Raw genomic sequence first — 22,810 nt, forward strand, 5'->3', positions numbered from 1 at the left:
CGTCTTGCATCAACCGATGTATCAGTCCCCCCTCAGCAGTGCGGCACTACGCAACTCACCATTGGCCGGTGGCAGATACACTTCCGGGTTGGGCATGCCGCTGGGGGACAATTCGTGAGTCATTTCGAACTCGGCACGCACCGACCAGCCACACGCTTCGGTGGTGCACTGAAGGTAGGCGATCCGCAAGAATATATGCCGCCCTTCGCTGGTCCGTATGCGCATCCGGCTTTGGCAATGGGGGCAAACCAGTTTATAAGTACTCACGACAGGTACCTGAATGCAGAGTTCATACCTGCAGTCTGTGAGAAAAATCGCTTGGCCGCATCGGTATTGGCTGCACAAGTGAGTGTATTCTTCGATTTGATGTGTTTCATTGCCGAATTACTCCTTTTAAGGCTGGCCTTTATTCATAACGAGTAGTTTAAGCCCATGAAATATCATTAAACCAGTCATGGATTATCAGCTATGAGTACCCACACGCTTGCTTCTGTTTTGGCCCGTCTGAAAGTTCTGACCTCCACCCACACCGATGCAGAGCTTTCAAGGGCACTGTCGATAAGCCCGCAGACCCTCAGCAGCTGGAAGATGCGCGACAGCATTCCATATTCATTATGCGTAGAAATTGCCCGCAAACATGACTGTTCGCTGGACTGGCTGTTGCTTGGCGAGCCTGGCGCGCAAGCCCCGGATGGCAATGATGCGGCCTGGGAGCATGAGCTGCTGGCGCAGTTGCGTGCGCTGCCGGTTGCCGATCGCCGGGCGGTTACCCTGGTGGTACGCGACAAGCAGCGCATCCAGCAGTTGCAACAGCAGCTGGATGCGCTGGCTTGCCGCGCTGGCGGCTAACCCTTGCGGCGCCAGCGCTGGATGATGTCTTGCGGATCCAGCGATTCCAGCCAGTCCATGACCTTGAGGCTGACGGGAATCACCACCACCGCCGCCACAAATGCGGCCATGCCACGGGAAAGCATGGGCGCCAGCGACAGCACCAAGGGTTCGAACAGATGGCCCACGCCAACAGTCACGAAGACCAGCAGCAGGCTCCTGCCCACCTTCGGGCGCCTGGACGCTCTGCCGGCCAACCGGTCACGTGCCGCAAAGACCAGCAAGGCCCCCAGCAAGGCGGCGAACAGTACATAGCCATCGACGTCGATCACCCCTTGCATCACGCCCGATAGCCCCTGGGGGAGCGTTGCGTCACTCATGCTCCACCCTCCCCTGCAGTAACCGCCGAGGCGCGACCGCGCCCAGATTACGCAGGATCGCAGCCTCGACGAAGCACAGGTAACAGACCCGCAACGCTCGCCCGTGGGCGTGTCCGTCCAGATCTTCCAGGCGTTTGTAACCGCGCGTTCGCAAGGCCACTCGCCAGCTGGCGAACTCCTGCGCGGCAGCGATCACGGCGCAGCGGCCGGCAACCTCGAGAGCGGCCTCGCTGACGGTGCAGAACAACTTCAGGCGCGCCCGCAGCAGGGTCAGCTCGAAGCGCGGCCAGAACGGGTCATGGCAGTCGTTAATGGCGTCGATGCTCATCACTGCACCTCACTGCTCAGTCAGCATGCCGTAGCGGATGGCTTTGATAACCGCCGCTACGCGGGTGGATACATCGAATTTGCGCAGGATGTTCGAGACATGAAAGTTCACCGTCGACTCCTTGCACTCCAGGATCCGGCCGATTTCCCATGAGCTTTTGCCATAGGCACACCACAACAGCACCTGGTACTCGCGAGGGGTCAGCCGCACCGAGGCGCCCGACTCGGGTTGCTGCCGGTCTACGGGGTCACTGCCCATTCGTGTGTTGTCAGTCATCTTTGCACTCCATGAGTGATTGAGAACGGCATCACTGCCGATGGCAATCACCTTACGAAGCGCCCGGCGCCCTTCTCCACCAGCCGCAGTTGTAAAGAACCGCGCTACAAAACCGTCTGAGCAAAACAGCCCGAATAGTCGTCGTACGAAATTTGCCGAAATTTGTTCGTGCTCCAGGCGGCATTTCGCTCGTCTCAACGCCGTTGCCCACCCGCCTTTTGTCTGGAGCCTCACGATGCGTCGCGCTTTGCCTCTCCCCCTCGGCCTGCTGGCTGCCCTGGGTACGCCCCTGCCCAGCCTGGCCGCCCCTTCGGTCGAGCTCGGCCAGGTACTAATCACCGACGAGGCGCAGGACGAACTGGCCGATGCCGGCGAACGCCTGCGCGAAACCCCGGGCGCCAGCAACCTGGTAGACATGCAGCGGGTGGGCCAGGGCCGGGTGGCCAGCAATCAGGACGTGCTGGCCTACCAGCCCGGCGTGTTCGCCCAGTCGGCGGGTAACGACGGCATCAAGCTGTCGATTCGCGGCTCGGGCATCAACCGCGCACCGGGCGCCCATGGCTCCGGGGTGTACACGATGTTCGACGGCCTACCCCTGACCGGCCCCGGTGGCACGCCCTACGAGCTGTTCGAGCCGCTGTGGCTGAGCCGCGCTGAAGTGCTGCGCGGGGCCAACGGCTTCGACCAGGGCTCGCTCGCCCTGGGCGGGGCGATCAATTACGTCACCCATACCGGTTACGATGCCGCGCCGCTTCAGGTGCGCTACGAAGCCGGTAGCCGTGGCTACCAGAAGCGCCAGGTCAGCTCCGGCCAGGTACTGGGCAACCTGGATTATTACGTGGCCCTGACCGATTCGGAGTACGACGGTTACCAGGACCACAGCAGCGGCAGCTCGAAGGGCATCGCCGCCAACCTCGGTTACCGTTTCAACGCCAACCTGCAAACCCGCTTCTACCTGCGCTACCGCGAGACCGAGAACGACCTGGCCGGGCGCCTGACCAAGGCGCAGATCAAGCACGACCCGCGTGCCGCAAACCCCGGTTACCTGTCGCGCAACGACAGCCGCCCGCAGCCGGGCAGCACTTGGGTGGGCAACAAGACCACGTTCTTTCTGGACGACGATTCGCGCCTTGAGGCCGGGCTGGTCTACCACGACTACCCAATGGACCTGCGCGAAGGTGCAATGCGCCTGAAGGTGGCCTACACCGATGTCAGCGGCACGCTGAATTACTTCCGGCGCAGCACGCTGCTGGGCCACGAGAGCAAGACCACGGTCGGCTGGCGCACCACCAAGCACCTGCCCAACAGCGGGGCGTCGCAATTTTCGCGGATCGACGACATTGTCGGGGCTCGTACCCGCGACTTCACCTACCAGGGGTCGGACACGGTGCTGCATGCAGGCAATGATCTGGAGTTGGTGCCAAACCTGTGGCTGACTACAGGCATGGCGATGATCTACACCCGACGGGAAAGTGATGTCACCTACCCTGCCGAAGGGGGCAAGGTCAGCCAGCACGACTGGGACTATGCACCCCGCGTTGGATTGCGCTATGACATCAGCCCGGCCGTGCAGGTGTATGGCAACCTGAGCCGCTCGGTGGAGCCGCCGCACCCGTGGTCGTTGATCTGGAGTGCGCCCAGCGTTGGCGGCAAGCAGATCCAGCCTATCGAGATGCAGAACCAGACCGCCACCACCCTGGAACTGGGGGCCCGTGGCGACTCGATGATCGGCCGCTGGGACCTGGCCTGGTACTACGCCCAGGTACGCCATGAGCTGCTGGCGGTGGAACTGGCCCCTGGCATCACCGGTGAATACAACAGCAGCCCCACCGTGCACCAGGGCGTCGAGGCGGGCCTGGACAGCACCCTCTGGGAGCGTTCCGGCAGCGGCAAGCTGAGCCTGCGCCAGGCCTACACGTTCAGCGATTTCCACTACCGCGACGACGATACCTTCGGCGACAACCGCCTGCCCGGCATCCCCATGCACTACTACCAGGCCGAACTGCGCTACGACTGGCCGAGCGGCTTCCATGCCGGGGTCAACACGCAGATGGCGTCCAAGGTGCAGACCGACTACGCCAACAGCTACCACGCCAATGCCTATGCACTGCTGGGCGCGCGGCTGGGCTGGGACTCGCCGAAACAGGACTGGCAGACCTGGCTGGACCTGCGCAACCTGACCAACCAGCGTTATGCCGCCACGGTGACACCTTTCTACGATGATGCCGGGCAAGACAAGGCCCGCTCGACGCCTGGAGAAAGCTTCGGTGTGTATGCCGGGGTGTCCTACAGCTTCCGTTGAATACCCGATCGCGCAGGGCCGGCCCTGCGCGATCGGCTAGGAGGGCAACTGCACCTGCGGTTTGTTCGCCGCGAAAATAGCCCAGCTGGAAATGAACAGCGCCGCGATCAGCGGCCCGATCACAAAGCCGTTGAGGCCGAACACCGCCAGCCCGCCGAGGGTCGAAACCAGAATCAGGTAGTCGGGCATGCGCGTGTCCTTGCCCACCAGGATCGGTCGCAGCAGGTTGTCCACCAGGCCGATCACCAGCACACCAAAAGCGGTCAGCACGATGCCCTGCCAGATTGCCCCGGTGAGCAGGAAGTACGCCGCCACCGGCGCCCAGACGATACCCGCGCCCACCGCAGGCAGCAGCGACAAAAACGCCATCAGCACCGCCCACACCAGCGCGCTGGGAATACCCAGCACCCAGAAGATGAACCCGCCCAGTGCGCCCTGGGTGATGGCCACCAGCAGGTTGCCCTTCACCGTGGCGCGCACCACGCGCTTGAACTTCAGTTGCAGGCGACGCTTTTGCTGCTCAGGCAGCGGCACCGCCTGGCGCACCTTGCGCGCAAGCTCCGCGCCCTCGCGCAGGAAGAAGTACAGCAGGTACAGCATGATGCCGAAGCTCACCAGAAAGTCGAAGGTGCCCTGGCCGAAGCTGAAGGCCTGGCTGGCGAGGAACTGGCTGCCTTGGGTAGCCCACTTGGTGATCTTGTCGCGCAGGCCGTCGAGGTTGCCCATGCCCAAGCGGTCCAGGGCGTGCTGGGCGTAGGCCGGCAGCATGTCCTTGCCGCGCTCGATGTAGCCGGCGATGTCCAGTTGGCCGCTTTCGATGCGCTGGTACAGGGTGGCGCCCTCCTGCACCAGCAGCGCGCTGATGACGATCACCGGCAGGATCGCGATCAACAGGCAAATGGTCAGGGTGGCGGCGGTGGCCAGGTTGCGCCGGCGCTCGAAGCGCATCAGCAACTGGCGCTGCAGGGGCGCAAACAAAATGGCCAGGATCACTGCCCAGAAGATCGCGCCGTAATATGGCAGCAGGATCCAGATGAAGGCGATGGTGACCAGGGCCAGCAGCACGGTCAGGGCTTTGTTCTGCAGAGCGGTTTCGTTCATGGGCATTCCTCGGGGGCTCAACAGCTTAGTGCTCGCAGCGCGGGCAAAAGTGCCGTTGACCCAGGTCAATGCCGGCAGCGAGTGCAGCCCGTAGCATCCGCGCCTTTTGCCCCCGGTGCGCACCATGACCCCGTCCGCCTCGCCCGAACTGCTGGCCCCTGCCGGCACCCTCAAGACCATGCGCTACGCCTTCGCCTACGGCGCCGATGCGGTGTATGCCGGCCAGCCGCGCTACAGCCTGCGGGTGCGCAACAACGACTTCGACCACGCCACGCTCGCCGAGGGCATCCGCGAGGCACATGCGCTCGGCAAACGCTTCTACGTGGTGGTCAACATCGCCCCGCACAACGCCAAGCTCAAGACCTTCCTCAAGGACCTTGCGCCGGTGATCGAAATGGGCCCGGATGCGCTGATCATGTCCGACCCCGGGCTGATCATGCTGGTGCGCGAGCACTTCGCGCAGATGCCGGTGCACCTGTCGGTACAGGCCAATACGGTGAACTGGGCCAGCGTGCAGTTCTGGCAGCGCATGGGGCTGGCCCGGGTGATCCTGTCGCGGGAGCTGTCGCTGGAGGAGATCGAACAGATCCGCCAGCAGGTGCCCGGCATGGAGTTGGAGGTGTTCGTGCACGGCGCACTGTGCATGGCCTATTCGGGCCGCTGCCTGTTGTCGGGTTACCTGAACAAGCGTGATGCCAACCAGGGCAGCTGCACCAATGCCTGCCGCTGGAAGTACCAGGCCACTGCGGCCAGCGAGAACGCCACTGGCGACATCGTGCGTGAGGTCGAGCCGACCTTGGGCCTCGGTGCGCCCACCAGCCAGGTGTTCCTGCTGCAGGAAAGCAACCGCCCGGGTGAGGAAATGCCGGCGTTCGAAGACGAGCACGGCACCTACATCATGAACGCCAAGGACCTGCGCGCCATCCAGCACGTCGAGCGCCTGAGCCGCATGGGCGTGCACTCGCTGAAGATCGAGGGCCGCACCAAGTCGCACTTCTACTGCGCCCGCGCCGTGCAGTCGTACCGTAAGGCCATCGACGACGCGGCGGCCGGGCGGCCGTTCGACCGCGGCTTGATGGACAACCTCGAATCCCTGGCCCAGCGCGGCTACACCGAGGGTTTTCTGCGCCGCCACGTGCATGACGAGTACCAGAACTACCAGCGCGGCAACTCGGTGTCGGAGCGCCAGCAGTTCGTCGGCGAGCTGACCGGTGTGCGGGTGAACGGCCTGGCCGAAGTCAAGGTGAAGAACCGCTTCGCCGTGGGTGACCACCTCGAGCTGATGACCCCGAACGGCAACTACCACTTCGACCTGGGCCGCCTGTGTGATCGTCAGCAGCAGGCTATCGAGGTGGCGCCGGGTGACGGGCACGTGGTGTACCTGCCGGTCCCCGAGCAGGTGCCATTGGAGTTCGGCCTGCTGATGCGAGACCTGGGCAACGACGAGGCCGCTGGCTGACTGATCTGTAATCTGCGCTTCAGGTGGCTGACAGGGGCTGGCCCGCAACATCGTGGCAGGCCCCACCGCGGGGCCGTGGGAGCGGGCTTGCCCCGCGATCAAGGTAACCTGCCATCAAGAGCACGCCATGCGCCCTACCGGCGCCTGGCCACGGGCGTGGCGCTGTGCGCATTGCTGGCCAGCGAGCGGGCCCTGGCGGCCGGCATGGAGCTTGCTGACACGGCCTATGCCGGCGAGCGACAGCAGAGCGCGCTGCGCCTGGCGGCTGCGTACGCTATCCTGCTGACCAACCGCTGGGTGCTGGAGCCGAAGGTCAAAGCCAACTTCTTTGGCCGTGACGATGCCGGCCGCGAACAGAGGGCGGGGCTGGCCGACAGCGAGTTCGGGCTGCGCCTGCGTTATGAGGTCAGCCGTGGTTTTGCGCCCTATGTGGGGGTCAGTTTCAACCGCTTGCACGGCAGCCGCGCCGAACTGGCCCGGGAGGATGGCGAGGATACCGGGCAGGTGCGTTGGGTGGCGGGGGTGCGGTTGCGTTTTTGAAGCGGCAGGCCGGCTCCTACAGGTTTGAAGGCTTCGCGATCTCTGTGGGAAGCGGCCTTGTGTCGCGATTGGGGCGCGAAGCGGCCCCAAGGTCTCGGCCTCATGCAAAATTGCCGGGGCTGCTGCGCAGCCCAATCGCGACACAAGGCCGCTTCGCACAGGGATCGCGCCAGCTTTTAGACATTGAGCAAGACCGTTGCTTGCGCGCTTTACTCCCGCGTACCAACCCCACCAGGGCGGCATATTGCCAATGAACCATATCTTTGTTTTTCAGGAACTTCACCATGCCACGCAAACATCTGCTGCCCCTCGCCCTGCTGGCCTTCACCGGCCTGGCCCAGGCGGGCGAGACCATCGACGTTTATCGCGACCCCAATTGCGGTTGCTGCAAGGCGTGGATCAAGCACCTGAGTGACAACGGCTTCAAGGTCAACGACCACGTCGAGCCGAACATGAGCGCGGTCAAGCAGCGTCTGGGTGTGGCGCCGCGCCTGGCTTCGTGCCACACCGGCGTGATCAACGGCAAGTTCGTCGAGGGCCATGTGCCGGCCGAACAGGTGCGCCTGCTGGCCAAACGCGACGACCTCAAGGGGCTGGCGGTACCGGGCATGCCGATGGGCTCGCCGGGCATGGAGATGGGTGAGCACAAGGATGCCTACCAGGTCATCGGCGTGACCCAGGCCGGCGAGGACACCGTGGTCGCCGAATACTGATGCTAAGCCTCTGGGCGCTGTTTCTCAGTGCCTTCGGCGCCGCCACCCTGCTGCCGCTGCAATCGGAAGCGGTGCTGGTGGGCCTGCTGCTGCGCACCCCCGATGCCTGGGCCACGTTGCTGCTGGTGGCCACCCTCGGCAATGTGCTGGGTTCAGTGGTCAACTGGCTGCTGGGGCGGGCCATCGAGCATTTGCGTGAGCGGCGCTGGTTCCCGTTCAGCGCCAGCCAGCTGGAGCGCGCGCAGCAGCGCTACCAGCGCTGGGGGCAGTGGTCGCTGCTGCTCAGCTGGATGCCGGTGATCGGCGACCCGCTGACGCTGATCGCCGGGATCATGCGCGAGCCGTTCTGGCGCTTTTTGCTGCTGGTGACCCTGGCCAAGGGCGCGCGCTACCTGGTGCTGGCGGTAATTACCCTGGGCTGGTTTCACACCGGGTAACACCTTTCACGCGGGGCTCGGTCTACCGACTGTTAAAGTCGCCTTTTCCTACATGGCCCTACACGGAGTGCCCCCATGCTGCGCGCAACCGCCCTGGCCCTGGCCTGCCTGACCGCAGGCAGCACCATCGCCGCCGAATCGCCCACCTATGGCAAGCAACTTGAAGGCTTCGCCTACCCCCACCCACTCAAGCACTTCGACTTCCAGTCCCAGGGCCAGGCCCTGCAGATGGGCTACATGGACGTGCCGGCCAAGGGCAAGGCCAATGGCCGCAACGTGGTGCTGATGCATGGCAAGAACTTCTGCGCCGGCACTTGGGAAACCACCATCGACGCCCTGAGCCAGGCGGGCTATCGGGTGATTGCCGTGGACCAGGTGGGCTTCTGCACGTCGAGCAAGCCGGCGCACTACCAGTACAGCTTCCAGCAACTGGCCGACAACACCCATGCGCTGCTGGCCAAGCTTGGGGTCGACAAAACCGTCGTGCTGGGCCACTCCACCGGCGGCATGCTGGCCACCCGTTACGCGCTGATGTACCCGCAGCAGGTGGAGCGCCTGGCCATGGTCAATCCCATTGGCCTGGAAGACTGGAAAGCGCTGGGCGTGCCCTACCGCACCGTGGACCAGTGGTACGCCCGGGAGCTGAAGCTGGATGCCGATGGGGTGCGCAACTACGAGCGCAACACTTACTACGCCGGGCGCTGGAAGCCTGAATACGAACGCTGGGTGCAGATGCTGGTAGGCCTGAACAAGGGCCCGGGGCACGAGGCGGTGGCGTGGAACTCGGCGCTGATCTACGACATGATCTTCACCCAACCGGTGGTGCACGAATTCAAAGACCTGAAGATGCCGACCCTGCTGCTGGTGGGTGACCAGGACAGCACGGCGATCGGCAGCGATATCGCGCCGCCCGAGGTCAAGGCCACTCTCGGCAAATACAAGGTGCTGGGGCCACAGGTGGCGAAGATGATCCCGCAGGGGGAACTGGTGACCTTCGAGGGGCTGGGGCATGCGCCGCAGATCGAAGAGCCGGCGAAGTTTCACCAGGCGTTGGTTGGCTGGCTGAACCGCTGATACTGGCCTCTGTAGGAGCCGACTTGCCGGCGATGGGGCCGGCACGGCTTGCTCGATCGCCTGGGCGGGCCTCATCGCCGGCAAGCCGGCTCCTACAAGGGGCGCTCCAGCCCTTGAGATATTGTGCTGTGGCTCAGCGCCAGACTTGCTCCTCGGTCCAGCCCAGTTCGGCGAAGTCATCGGCCCGCAGGCCGGCCTCCTCTTCACAGAAAAACTCATCCAGTTGCGGTGGCCGTACGGCCGTGTCGCTGAGCATCGCGTGCACCTGGCCGCGGTGGTGGATCTGGTGCTCGAACAGGTGAGCCAACAGGCGCAGGCGCTGTTCGCGCTGCACCCGGTCCGGCCGCACGATACTCACGTAGCGCGCCAGTTGGTCGTCATGCAACTGCCGGCAATAGGCAATCAGGCGCTGGTCGGCCTGAGTCTGTTGCGCTTGCAGGTCGGTGCAGGTAGCAAAGGGCTGTTCAGGCTGGAAGAAGCGCTCGCCGTCCGGGTCGGGCGCTGCACCGCGCTGCTCGCACTCCAGCGCATCGAGGTAGAACCAGTCCACCGTCAACAGGTGGTTGAGGGTGGCCTTGATCGAGGGGAAGAAGCTGCAGCGGGGGGCTACGAACTCGTCCTGGGTCAGTTGCAGGCAGGCCTTGTACAGGCGGTGGTTGGCCCAGCCGTTGTTGCAGGCCTGGGTCAGCAGATGATGTGACAGCGGGTCCATGGTCGGCTCCTCCTTCAGGCGAAGCGTTGCAGTTGCATCTCCCGCAGCCGGCTCAGGGTCCGTTGGTACGGGAACGCCAGATACCCTTGAGTGTAGAGCGCATCCAGCGCTACTTCGGCTTCCAGGTACAGCGCCACGCGCCGGTCGTAGCATTCGTCCACCAGGGCGATGAAGCGGCGCACGCTGTCATCCTTGGGCGCCAGCGTGGGCAGCTCGCGGTCGCCCGCCACTACCCGCGCGGCACCGTCTTCGGTACCACGGGCGATGCGCCCGGCCTGCTGAGCGCCGCTGAGCGCGGGGATGCCACCCACCAGAATGGCCGGGAAGCGGTCGCACAGGGCCATGAAGTCCATCGCGGCCAGGGGGTGCTCGCACAGGTCGGCGAAGCGACACCACAGGGCCTGGGGGCTGTGGCGCACCACACGGACCTGGCGCGCACCCACCTGCAACGGCTGCTGGCTGCCAGGGTCTTGGGGGCTCAGTTGATCGAACACCGTCGCCAGCGCCTCAGGCTGCGCAACCCAATAGCGTTGGTGGGCTGCGCCGGGGTGCAGGCGGTGGTCCTGTTCGCCGGCCACTGCCAGCACCTTCATGTGCCGCTCGATGGCGGCAATGGCCGGCAGGAAGCGTCCACGGTTGAAGCCATCGAGGTAGAGCTGGCCTGGCGGCTGGTTGGAGGTGGCGACCACGACGACGCCCTGATCGAACAGTACCTGGAACAGGCGCCCGAGGATGATGGCGTCGCCGATATCACTGACGAACAGTTCGTCGAAACACAGCACGCGGATTTCACCGGCCAGCTCGCGGGCCAGGGCCTGGAGCGGGTCGGCGGTGCCGTTGAGCTGGAACAGGCGCTGGTGGACCCAGGCCATGAAGTGGTGAAAGTGCTGGCGCCGGGCCGGAACGCTCAGGCAGCGGTGGAACAGGTCCATCAGCCAGGTCTTGCCGCGGCCCACCGGGCCCCAGAGGTACAGGCCCTGGGGTGTGCGGCCTTGTTGCAGGGCGCCGAAGCAGGCTTGCAGGGCACTGACGGCGGCAGCCTGGGCGGGGTCGGGGGCGAAGCCGCGTTCGTTCAAAGCCTGCTGGTAGAGGGATTCGGGGGTCATGGGGGCGCAGTGGCAAAAGCACTATGGTACGACAGTGCCGGCCTCTTCGCGGGTAAACCCGCTCCCACAGGGGCCGGTACAAGCCTGTGTCTTGTGCCGGCCTCATCGCCGGCAAGCCGGCTCCTGCAGGTACTGCGCAGGCTTGAAGATCATGCGATCACTGTGGGAGCGGATTTACCCGCGAAGAGGCCCTTGTAGGCTAACAGAGGACTTTATCCCTCCTGCAGACCGACCTTCAAAAGCGCACCGTCCTTGGCATCGGTCAGCACGTACAGGTAGCCATCCGGCCCTACCCGTACGTCGCGGATGCGCGCTTTCAGTTCACCCAGCAGGCGTTCTTCATGCACCACCTTGTCGCCGTCCAGTTGCAGGCGGATCAGTTCCTGGGTCGCCAGCGCACCGATGAACAGGTTGTGCCCCCAGGCCTTGAATGTCGGGTTGTCGTAGAAGGCCATGCCGCTGATGCCGGGCGACTTCTCCCAGACATGGTGCGGGTCGACCATGCCATCGACGTGCTTGCCCTTGGCCTCGGGGATCGGCAGCAGCGAATAGTTGATGCCATGGGTGGCGATCGGCCAACCGTAGTTCTTGCCGGGTTCGGGGATGTTGATCTCGTCGCCGCCGCGCGGGCCGTGCTCGTGGGTCCAGAGCTTGCCGGTCCAGGGGTTGAGCGCCGCACCCTGCTGGTTGCGGTGGCCGAACGACCAGATTTCCGGGCGCACGTTGTCACGGCCGACGAAGGGGTTGTCCTTGGGTACTTCGCCGTCGGGCAGAATGCGCACGATCTTGCCCTGCAGCTTGTCCAGGTCCTGGGCGGTGGGGCGCTGGTTGTTTTCGCCAAGGGCAATGAACAGGTAGCCGTTGCGGTCGAACACCAGGCGCGAGCCGAAATGGTTGCCCACCGACAGCTTGGGCTGCTGGCGGAAGATCACCGTGAAGTTTTCCAGGCGCGCCTGGTCCTGGGACAGCTGGCCGCGGCCTACAGCGGTGCCGGCCTTGCCGTCACTGCCCTCTTCGGCGTACGACAAATACACCGTGCGGTCCTTGCTGAACTCGGGCGAGAGCACCACATCGAGCAGGCCGCCCTGCCCTTCGGCCCACACCTTGGGCACCCCGGCCAGCGGCGGGCCGACCTTGCCTTGGGCGTTGACGATGCGCAGGTTGCCCGGGCGCTCGGTGACCAGCATATCCTTGCCACCGGGCAGGAAGGCCAGCGCCCAGGGGTTGCGCAGGCCGTCGGCGACGGTGCTGACGGTCAACTGGCCCTCTTCGCTGGGGTATTGCTGCTCGGCGGCGGCCTGGGCAAGCAGGGGGAACAGGCTGGCAGCGGCCAGGGTGGTCAACCAGGTGCGTGGGGTCATGCTCGGTTCCTTCGAAGGGCTCAAGGCACGCGCTGCGAATCACGTGGCGGCCGGGTGGGTTCCAGGTTGGGGGTTTGCTGCTGGCGGCGCAGGTTGTCGCCATTGCCGATTCCGCGGTTGTCGAGGGTCGGCGGTCGCGGGTTGGGCTGGGTGGACGGGCCGCGCACCGGTGGTGTGGCGGGCACGCTGCCCTGGCGGCTGTTGGGGTTGGCACGCTGGATGGGGCTGTTGTAGGGGTTGTTGCTGTCGCTGGCGGCCAGCAACAGGGGTGGCGCCTCAGGCGCGGCGTGCAGGGGCAGGCTCAGCAGTAGGCCGAGCGCCAGGGTTGGCAATGTAGGATTCATGCTTCACCTCCTGTACGAAATGGCGCGCCTGGGCGTTGGATAGCCTACGGCGCGCAGGGTTCGATGCAAAAGTGTGAATGCTTTCCTGATGTTTCAGTGGGGTAACTGATCGCCGGCAAGCCGGCGCCTGCAGGGCGTGGTCAGATTGGGTCCACCTTGTGGCGGGCGGCGTACAGGCAAAGCATTTCCATGGCCAGGGTGGCGCCGGCCAGGGCGGTGATGTCGGCATGGTCGTAGGCCGGGGCCACCTCCACCAGGTCCATCCCCACCAGGTTGATGCCGCGCAGCCCGCCGAGGATTTCCAGCGCCTGCACCGTGCTCAGGCCGCCGCATACCGGGGTGCCGGTGCCGGGGGCGTAGGCCGGGTCCAGGCAGTCGATGTCGAACGTCAGGTACACCGGGGTGTCGCCGACCCGCTGTCGAATCGCCGCGACCATGGCCTCGGTACCCTGGCGGTGCACCTGGCGGGCGTCGAGGATGGCGAAGCCCTGGCTGTCGTCGTTCGTGGTGCGCAGGCCCACCTGTATGGAGCGGGACGGGTCCACCAGGCCTTCGCGGGCGGCATGCCAGAACATGGTGCCGTGGTCGATACGCCCCTCCTCGTCCGGCCAGGTGTCGCTGTGGGCGTCGAAGTGGATCAACGCCAGGGGGCCATGGCGGCGGGCATGGGCCTTGAGCAGCGGGTAGCTGATGAAGTGGTCGCCACCGAGGGTGAGCATGGCGCAGCCGGCGTCGAGGATGCGTTCGGCGTGGGCCTGGATGCTGCCGGGTACCGACTCGGGGGTGCCGCTGTCGAAGGCGCAGTCGCCGTAGTCGATCACCGCCAGGTGGTCGAACGGGTCGAACGCCCACGGCCAGTGCCGGGCCCAGGCCTGCTGCACCGAGGCGGCGCGGATCGCCCGCGGGCCGAAGCGCGCCCCGGGGCGGTTGCTGGTGGCGGTGTCGAACGGCACGCCGCTGACCACCACGTCGACGCCACGCAGGTCGCGGCTGTAGAGGCGCCGGGAAAAACTGGTGATGCCGGCATAGGTGCTTTCGGCGGCTGTGCCGTAGAGGCTGTCGCGAGTGATGGCCTGGTCGTTGTCCTGGGCAAGTTCCACGCTGTGCTCCTTTTCTTATTGGCGGGTACGGAAGGCGGTCCACAGGCGGTTGCGCTGGCGCAGGTCGGCCAGTGCCATGCTGCGGTCGGCGAACAGGCGCTGGCGCACTTCGGCGGGTGGGTAGATGTCCGGGTCGTTGCGGATCGCCTCGTCCACCAGCGGCGTGGCGGCCTGGTTGGCATTGGCGAAGTAAAGGGTGTTGGTGAGCGCGGCCACCGACTCCGGGCGCAACATGAAGGCGATGAACGCGCGGGCGGCCTCGGGGTGCGGGGCGCCCTTGGGGATCACCAGGTTGTCCTGCCACACCAGGGTGCCCTCGCGGGGGATGCGGTAGATCAGCTCGAACGGCTTGCCGGCCCGGCGTGCCTGCTCGGCGGCCATGGCGGCGTCGCCGTTGTAGGTGAGCGCCAGGCATACGCTGCCGTTGGCCAGGTCATTGATCTGACGGCCGTTGGCCACGTAGCTGACCGAGGGCTGCAACTGCTGCAGCAGCTGTTGTGCGGCGTCGAGGTCGGCCTTGTTCTGGCTGTACGGGTCCTTGCCCAGGTAGTTGAGGGTGAGGCCGATCACCTCCTGGGGAGAATCTGGCATGGCAATGCCGCAATCCTTCAGGCGGCTGGCGTAATCGGGCTTGAACAGCAGGTCGAGGCTGTCCAGCGGCACGTTCCCCAGGCGCTTGTGCACGGCTTCGACGTTGATGCCCAACCCCAGGGTGCCCCAGGTGTAGGGCACGGCGTGGCGGTTGCCGGGATCGGCTTCGGCCAGCTTGGCCAGCAGGTCCTTGTCGAGGTTGGCGTAGCCTGGCATGGCCTGGGCGTCCAGCGGCTGCAGGGCTCCGGCCTTCAAGGCGCGGGCCAGCACCGTGGCCGAGGGCACCACCACGTCGTAGCCGCTGGCACCGGTGAGCAACTTGGTTTCCAGCACTTCGGTGGTGTCGAAGGTGTCGTAGCGGACCTTGTAGCCAGTTTCCTCTTCGAAGCGCTTCAGGGTTTGCGGGGCGACGTAGTCGGCCCAGCTGTACAGGTTGACGACTTTTTCTTTGGCCTGCAGCGGCAGGGCGATCAACAGCGACAGCAAGCACAACGTTCGACGCATGGCGGGCACCTCGACGAGTGGGTGGATGCCGCCAGCATGCCTGTCGGGTTACATTGCAAAAATGGCAACTGTGCAATGCTGACATTCACCAGGAGCAATGTGATGCTTGGGCAACTCCACGACCTCGACCTGCACCTGCTGCGGCTGTTCGTCACTGTAGCCGAGGCCGGCGGCTTCAGTGCCGCCCAAGGGGTGCTGGGGCTCAGCCAGCCCAGCATCAGCCAGCAGATGGCCAAGCTGGAGACGCGTCTGGGCTACCGCCTGTGCAGCCGTGGCAAGCGCGGCTTTCGCCTGACCGACAAGGGCGAGCTGCTGCTGCAGGCAACCCGTGGGCTGCTGCTGCAGATCGAGCAGTTTCGCCAGCAGGCCAACGGCGTGGCCGGGCGCCTGCTCGGCACGCTGCGCATCGGGCTTGCAGAGAACCAGGATGCGGGCGTGACCCTGCGCATCGCCCGGGCTATCGCGCGTTTTCGTCAGCGTGATGAAGCCGTGCAGCTCGAGCTGACCAGCGCGCCTCCGGCAGAGCTCGAGCGCTTGCTGCTGGAGCAGCGGCTGGATTGTGCGATCAGCTACTTTTCCGGCAGCCAGGCAGCGTTCGACTACCAGCCGTTGTTCGAGGAGCGCCAACGGCTGTATTGCGGCAAGGGGCACGCATTGTTCGAGGTGGCGCAGCCAACTCGCGAGCAACTGCAGGAGGCGGATCAGGTGCATCACCCCTACCGCTTTCTGAAACAGGGCGAGCCGTTTCGCAGCTTGCGCAGCATGGCTGTGGCAGAGCAGATCGACAGTGCGCTGACGTTCATCCTGTCAGGAAGGCATATTGGTTACCTGCCCTGCCATTGTGCCGAGCCGTGGGAGGTGCAGGGCCTTCTGCGGGCGCTGGAGCCTGGGCTGGATTTTGTGGTGCCGTTCACTTTGGCGCGGCATCGCGGGCAAGTGGCGGAAGAAGCGCTGGTGGCCTTTGTGGAGGATTTGGTGACGGTTTTTGCTTGAGGTATGGTGGGGCTGTGAGGGCCCTATCGCCGGCAAGCCGGCTTCTGCAGGGGCGCATTTGGACTTTGGGGGCGCGATGATTGGCCGATGGTGCTTGATAGTGTTGTTAAGCCTGGGGTTTAGCGGCTGTGCGCTGTTTCAGGGGCGTGATCCGTTGAACATCAGCGTGATTGGTATAGAGCCATTGCCTGGGCAGGACCTGGAGCTGCGCATGGCGGTGAAGATCCGCGTGCAGAACCCTAACGAAACGCCGGTGGACTTCAACGGCATCGCCCTGAACCTGGAGGTCAACGACCAGCCGCTGGCCGCGGGTGTCAGCGACCAGCGCGGGCATATCGGCCGCTATGGCGAGCAGGTGATCGTGGTGCCGGTGAGCATCACTGCCTTCGCCTTTCTACGCCAGGCCTATGGCCTGAGCCAGGTGGAGTCGCTGCAGGGGCTGCCCTATGTGCTGCGTGGCAAGCTGGCAGGCGGCCCACTGGGGACGGTGCGTTTCACTGACGAAGGCAGGCTCGACCTGCCAGATGCCACAGGCGGTTGACTCAGCGGCCTGCGTTGGCAGCGGCCATCATCTTGTTGACTTCGCTGCGCACCAGGCTGGTGAACTCAGGCGGCGACATGCCGTCGAGCTCTGCCCGTACCCACTCCGCCCACTTGCCCTTGCGCCGCGGCTTCTCGGCGATCAGCCGGCCCGCTTCGCCCTTGGCCTTGCCCAGGTTGTTCTGCCAGTAGTCGAACAACCGGGCTTTTTCTGCCTCGATCTGCGCCCGTTCCTGAAAGCTCATGTTGGCCAGATTGAAACTCATGGGTATTCCTGCCGCTGTAAAAATGGCCGCTATCTTACACTGTAGCGGTCGGGCGTCGGTAAGCCGCTGCAACTTTCCGGACGCAGCGGCATCCACTGTTCAACCCCAACCCTTCACGAGGATGTGTACATGGCCAGGAAAACCGCCGCGCAAGCCGACAATGACCAGATCAAGGACCAGGTATTCAGCGAGCTTCAGGCATTGATCGAAGAATCGGAAAAACTGCTCAGCGACAGCGCTGCACTGGTAGGCGAGGAAGCCGACAGCCTGCGCGCCCAGTTGGGTCTGAAGCTGCGCCAGGCGCGCCAGGCCACCAGCCGGCTCGGGCAGCGGGCGCAGCCGGTGGTAGACGCGACCCACGAGTACATCGGTGGCCACCCCTGGCAGACGGTAGCTATCTCTGCCGGATTTGGCCTTGTGGTGGGCCTGTTGCTGGGGCGCCGCCAGTAGCCTGTACTAAGCAGCCAAAGCCATGGGGATGCCGCTGTGAAAGCGCATCTCCTGGTCGGGCGACAGGATCAGCTCGGCCTCTGCCTCGCGAACCAGTTCCACGACCCGGGCGATGTCATCGGCATCACCGTACTGGTGAGCCAGTTTCAGATAACCCTGATAGTGACGCGCCTCGCTCTTGAGCAGGCCGTTGTAGAACTTGCCGAGTTCTTCATCCAGGTGCGGCGCAATGGCCGCGAAACGCTCGCAGCTACGTGCCTCGATGAACGCCCCTACCACCAGCGTGTCGACCAGCTTGACCGGCTCGTGGGCGCGCACCAGGCGACGCAGGCCCGAGGCATAGCGCCCGGCCGACACTGGCCGCAGCGGCACACCACGACGCTTCATCAAGCGCAGCACCTGCTCGTGGTGCACCAACTCCTCACGGGCCAGGCGCGACATCATGTGGATCAGTTCCGGGTGCGAGTTGTACTTGGCAATCAGGCTCAGGGCCGTGCTGGCAGCCTTGAACTCGCAGTTCTTGTGGTCGATGAGCAGGGTTTGCTGGTCGGCGAGCGCCGCTTCAATCCAGGCATCCGGGGTGCGGCAGCCGAGGAAGGCTTCGATTTCGGGAATCAGGGACATGGCACTCACAATCGCACAGGGCAAAGACAAAGCCCGCGATTATACCGGGGGCGACAGCCAGTGCCAGTGGCTATGCTTGATGTACGTCAAGCGGCGACCTGAAGCGTGCCGACTATAGTCAGGCATTGGTTGCCATTTTGAAGGGAGCTCACACCCATGCAAGCCGTTCGCAGCATCCTTGTTGTCCTCGACCCTGAACACGCCCATAGCCGCGCACTGACCCGTGCCAAGCTGATTGCCGGGGTGACGGGCGCACGCCTGCACTTGCTGATGTGTGACAAGAAGCAGGATCACAGCGCGCTGCTCAGCCTTTTGAGCAGCCAGCTGCATGATGATGGGTATGACAACGTCACCCATGAGCAGAAATGGAAGGAGAGCCTGCACAAGTCGATCATTTACGTGCAGCAGGCCGAAGGCTGCGAGCTGGTCATCAAGGAACACCGGCCGGACAACCCGTTGCGCAAGGCATTACTGACGCCCAGTGACTGGAAGCTGCTGCGCGAGTGCCCAAGCGCGGTGCTGATGGTGAAGAGCGAGCGGCCCTGGACGGGTGGGGTCATTCTGACTGCGGTAGATGTGGGCAATCAGGACGAGGACCACCGGCGCCTGCACGCCAGCATCATCGACCATGGCTATGACATTGCCGGGCTGGCCAAGGGTGCACTGCACGTTATCAGTGCCCACCCCTCCCCCATGCTTGCGGCATCGGACCCGGTGTACCAGCTCAGTGAGACCATCGAGAAGCGCTATCGAGAAGCCTGCAGTGCGTTTCAGGCCGAGTTCGATATCAGTGAGGATCGGCTGCATGTCGCCGAAGGGCCCGCTGATGTGCTGATTCCTCATATCGAAAAGAAACTCGATGCAGTGGTCACGGTAATCGGCACAGTGGCTCGTACCGGAATTTCCGGCGCCTTGATAGGTAATACCTCGGAGGTAGTGCTCGACTTGCTGGAAGGCGATGTACTGGTGCTCAAGAGCGAGGAAGCGACAGCGCACCTGGCAGAACTGGCGCGCGATCTGTAGGAGCCACCTTGCCGGCGATAGGGCCTTGGCAGGTATGTGCGTTGCCTGGGCGGGCCGCATAGCGGGGCTCTGGTTTTCCGCCGCACAAAGACAAAACCCCTACCTGCATGCGCAGATAGGGGTTTTGCGAAATGAATCTTGACGATGACCTACTCTCACATGGGGAAACCCCACACTACCATCGGCGATGCATCGTTTCACTGCTGAGTTCGGGATGGGATCAGGTGGTTCCAATGCTCTATGGTCGTCAAGAAATTCGGTAGCCAGTCCGTTCAGATGAACAGCCCAGCGAATTCGGATATGCGATATTTGCGGTTCTTGCTGACGTTGTGAACTTTCGGTTCTTTCGTCTTCACCACCACAATTCGGCTCACGCACAAATTGCTTGGGTGTTATATGGTCAAGCCTCACGGGCAATTAGTATTGGTTAGCTCAACGCCTCACAGCGCTTACACACCCAACCTATCAACGTCGTAGTCTTCGACGGCCCTTTAGGGGATTCAAGATCCCAGTGAGATCTCATCTTGAGGCAAGTTTCCCGCTTAGATGCTTTCAGCGGTTATCTCTTCCGAACATAGCTACCCGGCAATGCCACTGGCGTGACAACCGGAACACCAGAGGTTCGTCCACTCCGGTCCTCTCGTACTAGGAGCAGCCCCTCTCAAATCTCAAACGTCCACGGCAGATAGGGACCGAACTGTCTCACGACGTTCTAAACCCAGCTCGCGTACCACTTTAAATGGCGAACAGCCATACCCTTGGGACCGGCTTCAGCCCCAGGATGTGATGAGCCGACATCGAGGTGCCAAACACCGCCGTCGATATGAACTCTTGGGCGGTATCAGCCTGTTATCCCCGGAGTACCTTTTATCCGTTGAGCGATGGCCCTTCCATACAGAACCACCGGATCACTAAGACCTACTTTCGTACCTGCTCGACGTGTGTGTCTCGCAGTCAAGCGCGCTTTTGCCTTTATACTCTACGACCGATTTCCGACCGGTCTGAGCGCACCTTCGTACTCCTCCGTTACTCTTTGGGAGGAGACCGCCCCAGTCAAACTACCCACCATACACTGTCCTCGATCCGGATAACGGACCTGAGTTAGAACCTCAAGGTTGCCAGGGTGGTATTTCAAGGATGGCTCCATGAGAACTGGCGTCCCCACTTCAAAGCCTCCCACCTATCCTACACAAGCAAGCTCAAAGTCCAGTGCAAAGCTATAGTAAAGGTTCACGGGGTCTTTCCGTCTAGCCGCGGATACACTGCATCTTCACAGCGATTTCAATTTCACTGAGTCTCGGGTGGAGACAGCGCCGCCATCGTTACGCCATTCGTGCAGGTCGGAACTTACCCGACAAGGAATTTCGCTACCTTAGGACCGTTATAGTTACGGCCGCCGTTTACCGGGGCTTCGATCAAGAGCTTCGCTTGCGCTAACCCCATCAATTAACCTTCCGGCACCGGGCAGGCGTCACACCCTATACGTCCACTTTCGTGTTTGCAGAGTGCTGTGTTTTTAATAAACAGTCGCAGCGGCCTGGTATCTTCGACCGGCATGGGCTTACGGAGCAAGTCCTTAACCCTCGCCGGCGCACCTTCTCCCGAAGTTACGGTGCCATTTTGCCTAGTTCCTTCACCCGAGTTCTCTCAAGCGCCTTGGTATTCTCTACCTAACCACCTGTGTCGGTTTGGGGTACGGTTCCTAGTTATCTGAAGCTTAGGAGCTTTTCTTGGAAGCATGGCATCAACCACTTCGCGCTCTAATGAGCACTCGTCATCAGCTCTCGGCCTTGAAATCCCGGATTTGCCTAAGATTTCAGCCTACCACCTTAAACTTGGACAACCAACGCCAAGCTGGCCTAGCCTTCTCCGTCCCTCCATCGCAATAACTAGAAGTACAGGAATATTAACCTGTTTTCCATCGACTACGCTTTTCAGCCTCGCCTTAGGGACCGACTAACCCTGCGTCGATTAACGTTGCGCAGGAAACCTTGGTCTTTCGGCGTGCGAGTTTTTCACTCGCATTGTCGTTACTCATGTCAGCATTCGCACTTCTGATACCTCCAGCAAGCTTCTCAACTCACCTTCACAGGCTTACAGAACGCTCCTCTACCGCATCACCAAAGGTGATACCCGTAGCTTCGGTGCATGGTTTGAGCCCCGTTACATCTTCCGCGCAGGCCGACTCGACTAGTGAGCTATTACGCTTTCTTTAAAGGGTGGCTGCTTCTAAGCCAACCTCCTAGCTGTCTAAGCCTTCCCACATCGTTTCCCACTTAACCATGACTTTGGGACCTTAGCTGACGGTCTGGGTTGTTTCCCTTTTCACGACGGACGTTAGCACCCGCCGTGTGTCTCCCATGCTCGGCACTTGTAGGTATTCGGAGTTTGCATCGGTTTGGTAAGTCGGGATGACCCCCTAGCCGAAACAGTGCTCTACCCCCTACAGTGATACATGAGGCGCTACCTAAATAGCTTTCGAGGAGAACCAGCTATCTCCGAGCTTGATTAGCCTTTCACTCCGATCCACAGGTCATCCGCTAACTTTTCAACGGTAGTCGGTTCGGTCCTCCAGTCAGTGTTACCTAACCTTCAACCTGCCCATGGATAGATCGCCCGGTTTCGGGTCTATACCCAGCGACTAAAGCGCCCTATTAAGACTCGCTTTCGCTACGCCTCCCCTATTCGGTTAAGCTCGCCACTGAATATAAGTCGCTGACCCATTATACAAAAGGTACGCAGTCACCTAACAAAGTAGGCTCCCACTGCTTGTACGCATACGGTTTCAGGTTCTATTTCACTCCCCTCTCCGGGGTTCTTTTCGCCTTTCCCTCACGGTACTGGTTCACTATCGGTCAGTCAGTAGTATTTAGCCTTGGAGGATGGTCCCCCCATGTTCAGACAAAGTTTCTCGTGCTCCGTCCTACTCGATTTCACTGGCAAGAGATTTTCGTGTACGGGGCTATCACCCACTATGGCCGCACTTTCCAGAGCGTTCCACTAATCTCAAACCAGCTTAAGGGCTGGTCCCCGTTCGCTCGCCACTACTAAGGGAATCTCGGTTGATTTCTTTTCCTCAGGGTACTTAGATGTTTCAGTTCCCCTGGTTCGCCTCTTGCACCTATGTATTCAGTACAAGATACTCAGCTTGTGCTGAGTGGGTTCCCCCATTCAGAGATCTCTGGATCACAGTCTGTTTGCCGACTCCCCAAAGCTTATCGCAGGCTACCACGTCTTTCATCGCCTCTGACTGCCAAGGCATCCACCGTATGCGCTTCTTCACTTGACCATATAACCCCAAGCAATCTGGTTATACTGTGAAGACGACATTCGCCGAAAATTCGTACGTCGCTCTTTCGAGCAGAACTCACAAATTTTACCTTAGCCTGAATAACCAGCAGTGAAACTGGCATTCAGTCTATTTCTATCACATATCCGAATTTTTAAAGAACGATCTGACAAAAGTCAGAAATCAACATTCACACCGGAATGTTCATTTCTAAGTTCTGAACAGTGCTGCGAAACCTGAAAGAGTGGTGGAGCCAAGCGGGATCGAACCGCTGACCTCCTGCGTGCAAGGCAGGCGCTCTCCCAGCTGAGCTATGGCCCCGTATAACCTAGGCCGCACCAAGTAATTGGTAGGTCTGGGCAGATTTGAACTGCCGACCTCACCCTTATCAGGGGTGCGCTCTAACCAACTGAGCTACAGACCTATAACAGGGTCGCGTTACAGCATCGTCTTTACACAATGAATCAAG

24 protein-coding genes, 2 tRNA genes and 2 rRNA genes are annotated in these 22,810 nt (G+C 62.4%); 11 read left to right on the top strand and 17 right to left on the bottom strand.

Going from position 1 to position 22,810, the window contains the following annotated elements; all coding sequences use genetic code 11:
* Positions 1–21: 21 nt before the first annotated feature.
* Positions 22–267, bottom strand: coding sequence for an Ogr/Delta-like zinc finger protein (locus tag KSS93_RS20135; protein ID WP_217885673.1), 246 nt, complete (start codon positions 265–267; stop codon positions 22–24).
* 201 nt (positions 268–468) lie between these two features.
* Here KSS93_RS20135 and KSS93_RS20140 point away from each other — a divergent pair, with 201 nt between their 5' ends.
* Complete coding sequence (locus tag KSS93_RS20140; RefSeq protein WP_217885674.1) at positions 469–849, top strand: helix-turn-helix domain-containing protein; 381 nt, start codon at positions 469–471, stop codon at positions 847–849.
* Here the strand turns inward: KSS93_RS20140 and KSS93_RS20145 are convergent.
* From KSS93_RS20145 to KSS93_RS20155, 3 genes are read right to left on the bottom strand one after another with little or no spacing between them, the layout of a single operon-like run.
* Positions 846–1,208: a hypothetical protein gene (locus tag KSS93_RS20145; RefSeq protein WP_217885675.1), complete on the bottom strand. Its 363-nt coding sequence runs from the start codon at positions 1,206–1,208 to the stop codon at positions 846–848. The genes KSS93_RS20140 and KSS93_RS20145 overlap by 4 nt on opposite strands.
* Positions 1,201–1,536, bottom strand: coding sequence for a head completion/stabilization protein (locus KSS93_RS20150; protein WP_217885676.1), 336 nt, complete (start codon positions 1,534–1,536; stop codon positions 1,201–1,203). The genes KSS93_RS20145 and KSS93_RS20150 overlap by 8 nt, the downstream gene beginning before the upstream one ends.
* Before the next feature lie 9 nt (positions 1,537–1,545).
* Complete coding sequence (locus tag KSS93_RS20155; RefSeq protein ID WP_437182054.1) at positions 1,546–1,812, bottom strand: response regulator transcription factor; 267 nt, start codon at positions 1,810–1,812, stop codon at positions 1,546–1,548.
* A 235-nt stretch (positions 1,813–2,047) separates the two neighbouring features.
* Here KSS93_RS20155 and KSS93_RS20160 point away from each other — a divergent pair, with 235 nt between their 5' ends.
* A complete protein-coding gene (locus KSS93_RS20160; protein ID WP_217885677.1) occupies positions 2,048–4,114 on the top strand; it encodes a TonB-dependent receptor family protein in 2,067 nt (688 codons plus the stop codon).
* A gap of 36 nt (positions 4,115–4,150) precedes the next feature.
* Here KSS93_RS20160 and KSS93_RS20165 read toward each other — a convergent pair whose 3' ends face one another.
* Complete coding sequence (locus KSS93_RS20165; RefSeq protein ID WP_217885678.1) at positions 4,151–5,215, bottom strand: AI-2E family transporter; 1,065 nt, start codon at positions 5,213–5,215, stop codon at positions 4,151–4,153.
* Between the two features lie 124 nt (positions 5,216–5,339).
* On the opposite strand from KSS93_RS20165, the gene trhP reads away from it, so the two are divergent.
* The 5 genes from trhP to KSS93_RS20190 all read left to right on the top strand — a co-directional run bounded on the left by trhP (position 5,340) and on the right by KSS93_RS20190 (position 9,438).
* A complete protein-coding gene (gene trhP / locus KSS93_RS20170) occupies positions 5,340–6,674 on the top strand; it encodes a prephenate-dependent tRNA uridine(34) hydroxylase TrhP (RefSeq protein ID WP_217885679.1) in 1,335 nt (444 codons plus the stop codon).
* Positions 6,675–6,761: 87 nt separating this feature from the next.
* Positions 6,762–7,214 carry a copper resistance protein B gene (locus KSS93_RS20175; RefSeq protein ID WP_225917225.1) on the top strand — a complete coding sequence of 151 codons (453 nt, stop codon included), beginning with the start codon at positions 6,762–6,764 and terminating at the stop codon, positions 7,212–7,214.
* A gap of 284 nt (positions 7,215–7,498) precedes the next feature.
* Entirely contained in the window at positions 7,499–7,927 is a 429-nt protein-coding gene (locus KSS93_RS20180) for a DUF411 domain-containing protein (protein WP_217885680.1), read from the top strand.
* Positions 7,927–8,364, top strand: a complete 438-nt coding sequence (locus KSS93_RS20185; protein ID WP_217885681.1) for a YqaA family protein — start codon at positions 7,927–7,929, stop codon at positions 8,362–8,364. Before KSS93_RS20180 ends, KSS93_RS20185 begins: the two co-directional genes overlap by 1 nt.
* A gap of 75 nt (positions 8,365–8,439) precedes the next feature.
* On the top strand, positions 8,440–9,438 hold the full coding sequence (locus tag KSS93_RS20190) for an alpha/beta fold hydrolase (protein WP_217885682.1): 999 nt from the start codon (positions 8,440–8,442) through the stop codon (positions 9,436–9,438).
* 133 nt (positions 9,439–9,571) lie between these two features.
* On the opposite strand, the gene KSS93_RS20195 is transcribed toward KSS93_RS20190, so the two are convergent.
* The 6 genes from KSS93_RS20195 to KSS93_RS20220 form a co-directional block, all read right to left on the bottom strand.
* Positions 9,572–10,150: a DinB family protein gene (locus KSS93_RS20195; protein WP_217885683.1), complete on the bottom strand. Its 579-nt coding sequence runs from the start codon at positions 10,148–10,150 to the stop codon at positions 9,572–9,574.
* 14 nt (positions 10,151–10,164) lie between these two features.
* Positions 10,165–11,256, bottom strand: a complete 1,092-nt coding sequence (gene zapE, locus KSS93_RS20200; protein ID WP_217885684.1) for a cell division protein ZapE — start codon at positions 11,254–11,256, stop codon at positions 10,165–10,167.
* 212 nt (positions 11,257–11,468) lie between these two features.
* Positions 11,469–12,617, bottom strand: a complete 1,149-nt coding sequence (locus KSS93_RS20205) for a PQQ-dependent sugar dehydrogenase (protein ID WP_217885685.1) — start codon at positions 12,615–12,617, stop codon at positions 11,469–11,471.
* A gap of 20 nt (positions 12,618–12,637) precedes the next feature.
* Positions 12,638–12,961: a hypothetical protein gene (locus tag KSS93_RS20210; protein WP_217885686.1), complete on the bottom strand. Its 324-nt coding sequence runs from the start codon at positions 12,959–12,961 to the stop codon at positions 12,638–12,640.
* 140 nt (positions 12,962–13,101) lie between these two features.
* On the bottom strand, positions 13,102–14,061 hold the full coding sequence (speB, locus tag KSS93_RS20215; RefSeq protein WP_217885687.1) for an agmatinase: 960 nt from the start codon (positions 14,059–14,061) through the stop codon (positions 13,102–13,104).
* Positions 14,062–14,076: 15 nt separating this feature from the next.
* Complete coding sequence (locus KSS93_RS20220; RefSeq protein ID WP_217885688.1) at positions 14,077–15,156, bottom strand: extracellular solute-binding protein; 1,080 nt, start codon at positions 15,154–15,156, stop codon at positions 14,077–14,079.
* A gap of 102 nt (positions 15,157–15,258) precedes the next feature.
* Here KSS93_RS20220 and KSS93_RS20225 point away from each other — a divergent pair, with 102 nt between their 5' ends.
* Positions 15,259–16,149: a LysR family transcriptional regulator gene (locus KSS93_RS20225; RefSeq protein ID WP_217885689.1), complete on the top strand. Its 891-nt coding sequence runs from the start codon at positions 15,259–15,261 to the stop codon at positions 16,147–16,149.
* Positions 16,150–16,225: 76 nt separating this feature from the next.
* On the top strand, positions 16,226–16,690 hold the full coding sequence (locus KSS93_RS20230) for an LEA/WHy family protein (protein ID WP_217885690.1): 465 nt from the start codon (positions 16,226–16,228) through the stop codon (positions 16,688–16,690).
* 1 nt (position 16,691) lies between these two features.
* On the opposite strand, the gene KSS93_RS20235 is transcribed toward KSS93_RS20230, so the two are convergent.
* Positions 16,692–16,955, bottom strand: coding sequence for a hypothetical protein (locus KSS93_RS20235; protein ID WP_217839376.1), 264 nt, complete (start codon positions 16,953–16,955; stop codon positions 16,692–16,694).
* A gap of 129 nt (positions 16,956–17,084) precedes the next feature.
* On the opposite strand from KSS93_RS20235, the gene KSS93_RS20240 reads away from it, so the two are divergent.
* Positions 17,085–17,405, top strand: a complete 321-nt coding sequence (locus KSS93_RS20240; RefSeq protein ID WP_217885691.1) for an ElaB/YgaM/YqjD family protein — start codon at positions 17,085–17,087, stop codon at positions 17,403–17,405.
* 6 nt (positions 17,406–17,411) lie between these two features.
* Here the strand turns inward: KSS93_RS20240 and KSS93_RS20245 are convergent, their stop codons facing one another.
* Entirely contained in the window at positions 17,412–18,029 is a 618-nt protein-coding gene (locus KSS93_RS20245) for a MiaE family protein (RefSeq protein ID WP_217885692.1), read from the bottom strand.
* A 156-nt stretch (positions 18,030–18,185) separates the two neighbouring features.
* On the opposite strand from KSS93_RS20245, the gene KSS93_RS20250 reads away from it, so the two are divergent.
* Positions 18,186–19,052, top strand: a complete 867-nt coding sequence (locus tag KSS93_RS20250) for a universal stress protein (protein ID WP_217885693.1) — start codon at positions 18,186–18,188, stop codon at positions 19,050–19,052.
* A gap of 136 nt (positions 19,053–19,188) precedes the next feature.
* Here the strand turns inward: KSS93_RS20250 and rrf are convergent.
* The 4 genes from rrf to KSS93_RS20270 all read right to left on the bottom strand — a co-directional run bounded on the left by rrf (position 19,189) and on the right by KSS93_RS20270 (position 22,765).
* A 5S ribosomal RNA gene (gene rrf, locus KSS93_RS20255) occupies positions 19,189–19,304 on the bottom strand.
* A 144-nt stretch (positions 19,305–19,448) separates the two neighbouring features.
* Positions 19,449–22,341, bottom strand: a 23S ribosomal RNA gene (locus tag KSS93_RS20260).
* A 245-nt stretch (positions 22,342–22,586) separates the two neighbouring features.
* Positions 22,587–22,662: transfer RNA gene (locus KSS93_RS20265), tRNA-Ala, on the bottom strand.
* Positions 22,663–22,688: 26 nt separating this feature from the next.
* Positions 22,689–22,765: transfer RNA gene (locus tag KSS93_RS20270), tRNA-Ile, on the bottom strand.
* Positions 22,766–22,810 lie beyond the last annotated feature (45 nt).

This window comes from Pseudomonas xanthosomatis (genome assembly GCF_019139835.1).
Classification (GTDB): Bacteria; Pseudomonadota; Gammaproteobacteria; order Pseudomonadales; family Pseudomonadaceae; genus Aquipseudomonas; species Aquipseudomonas fakonensis.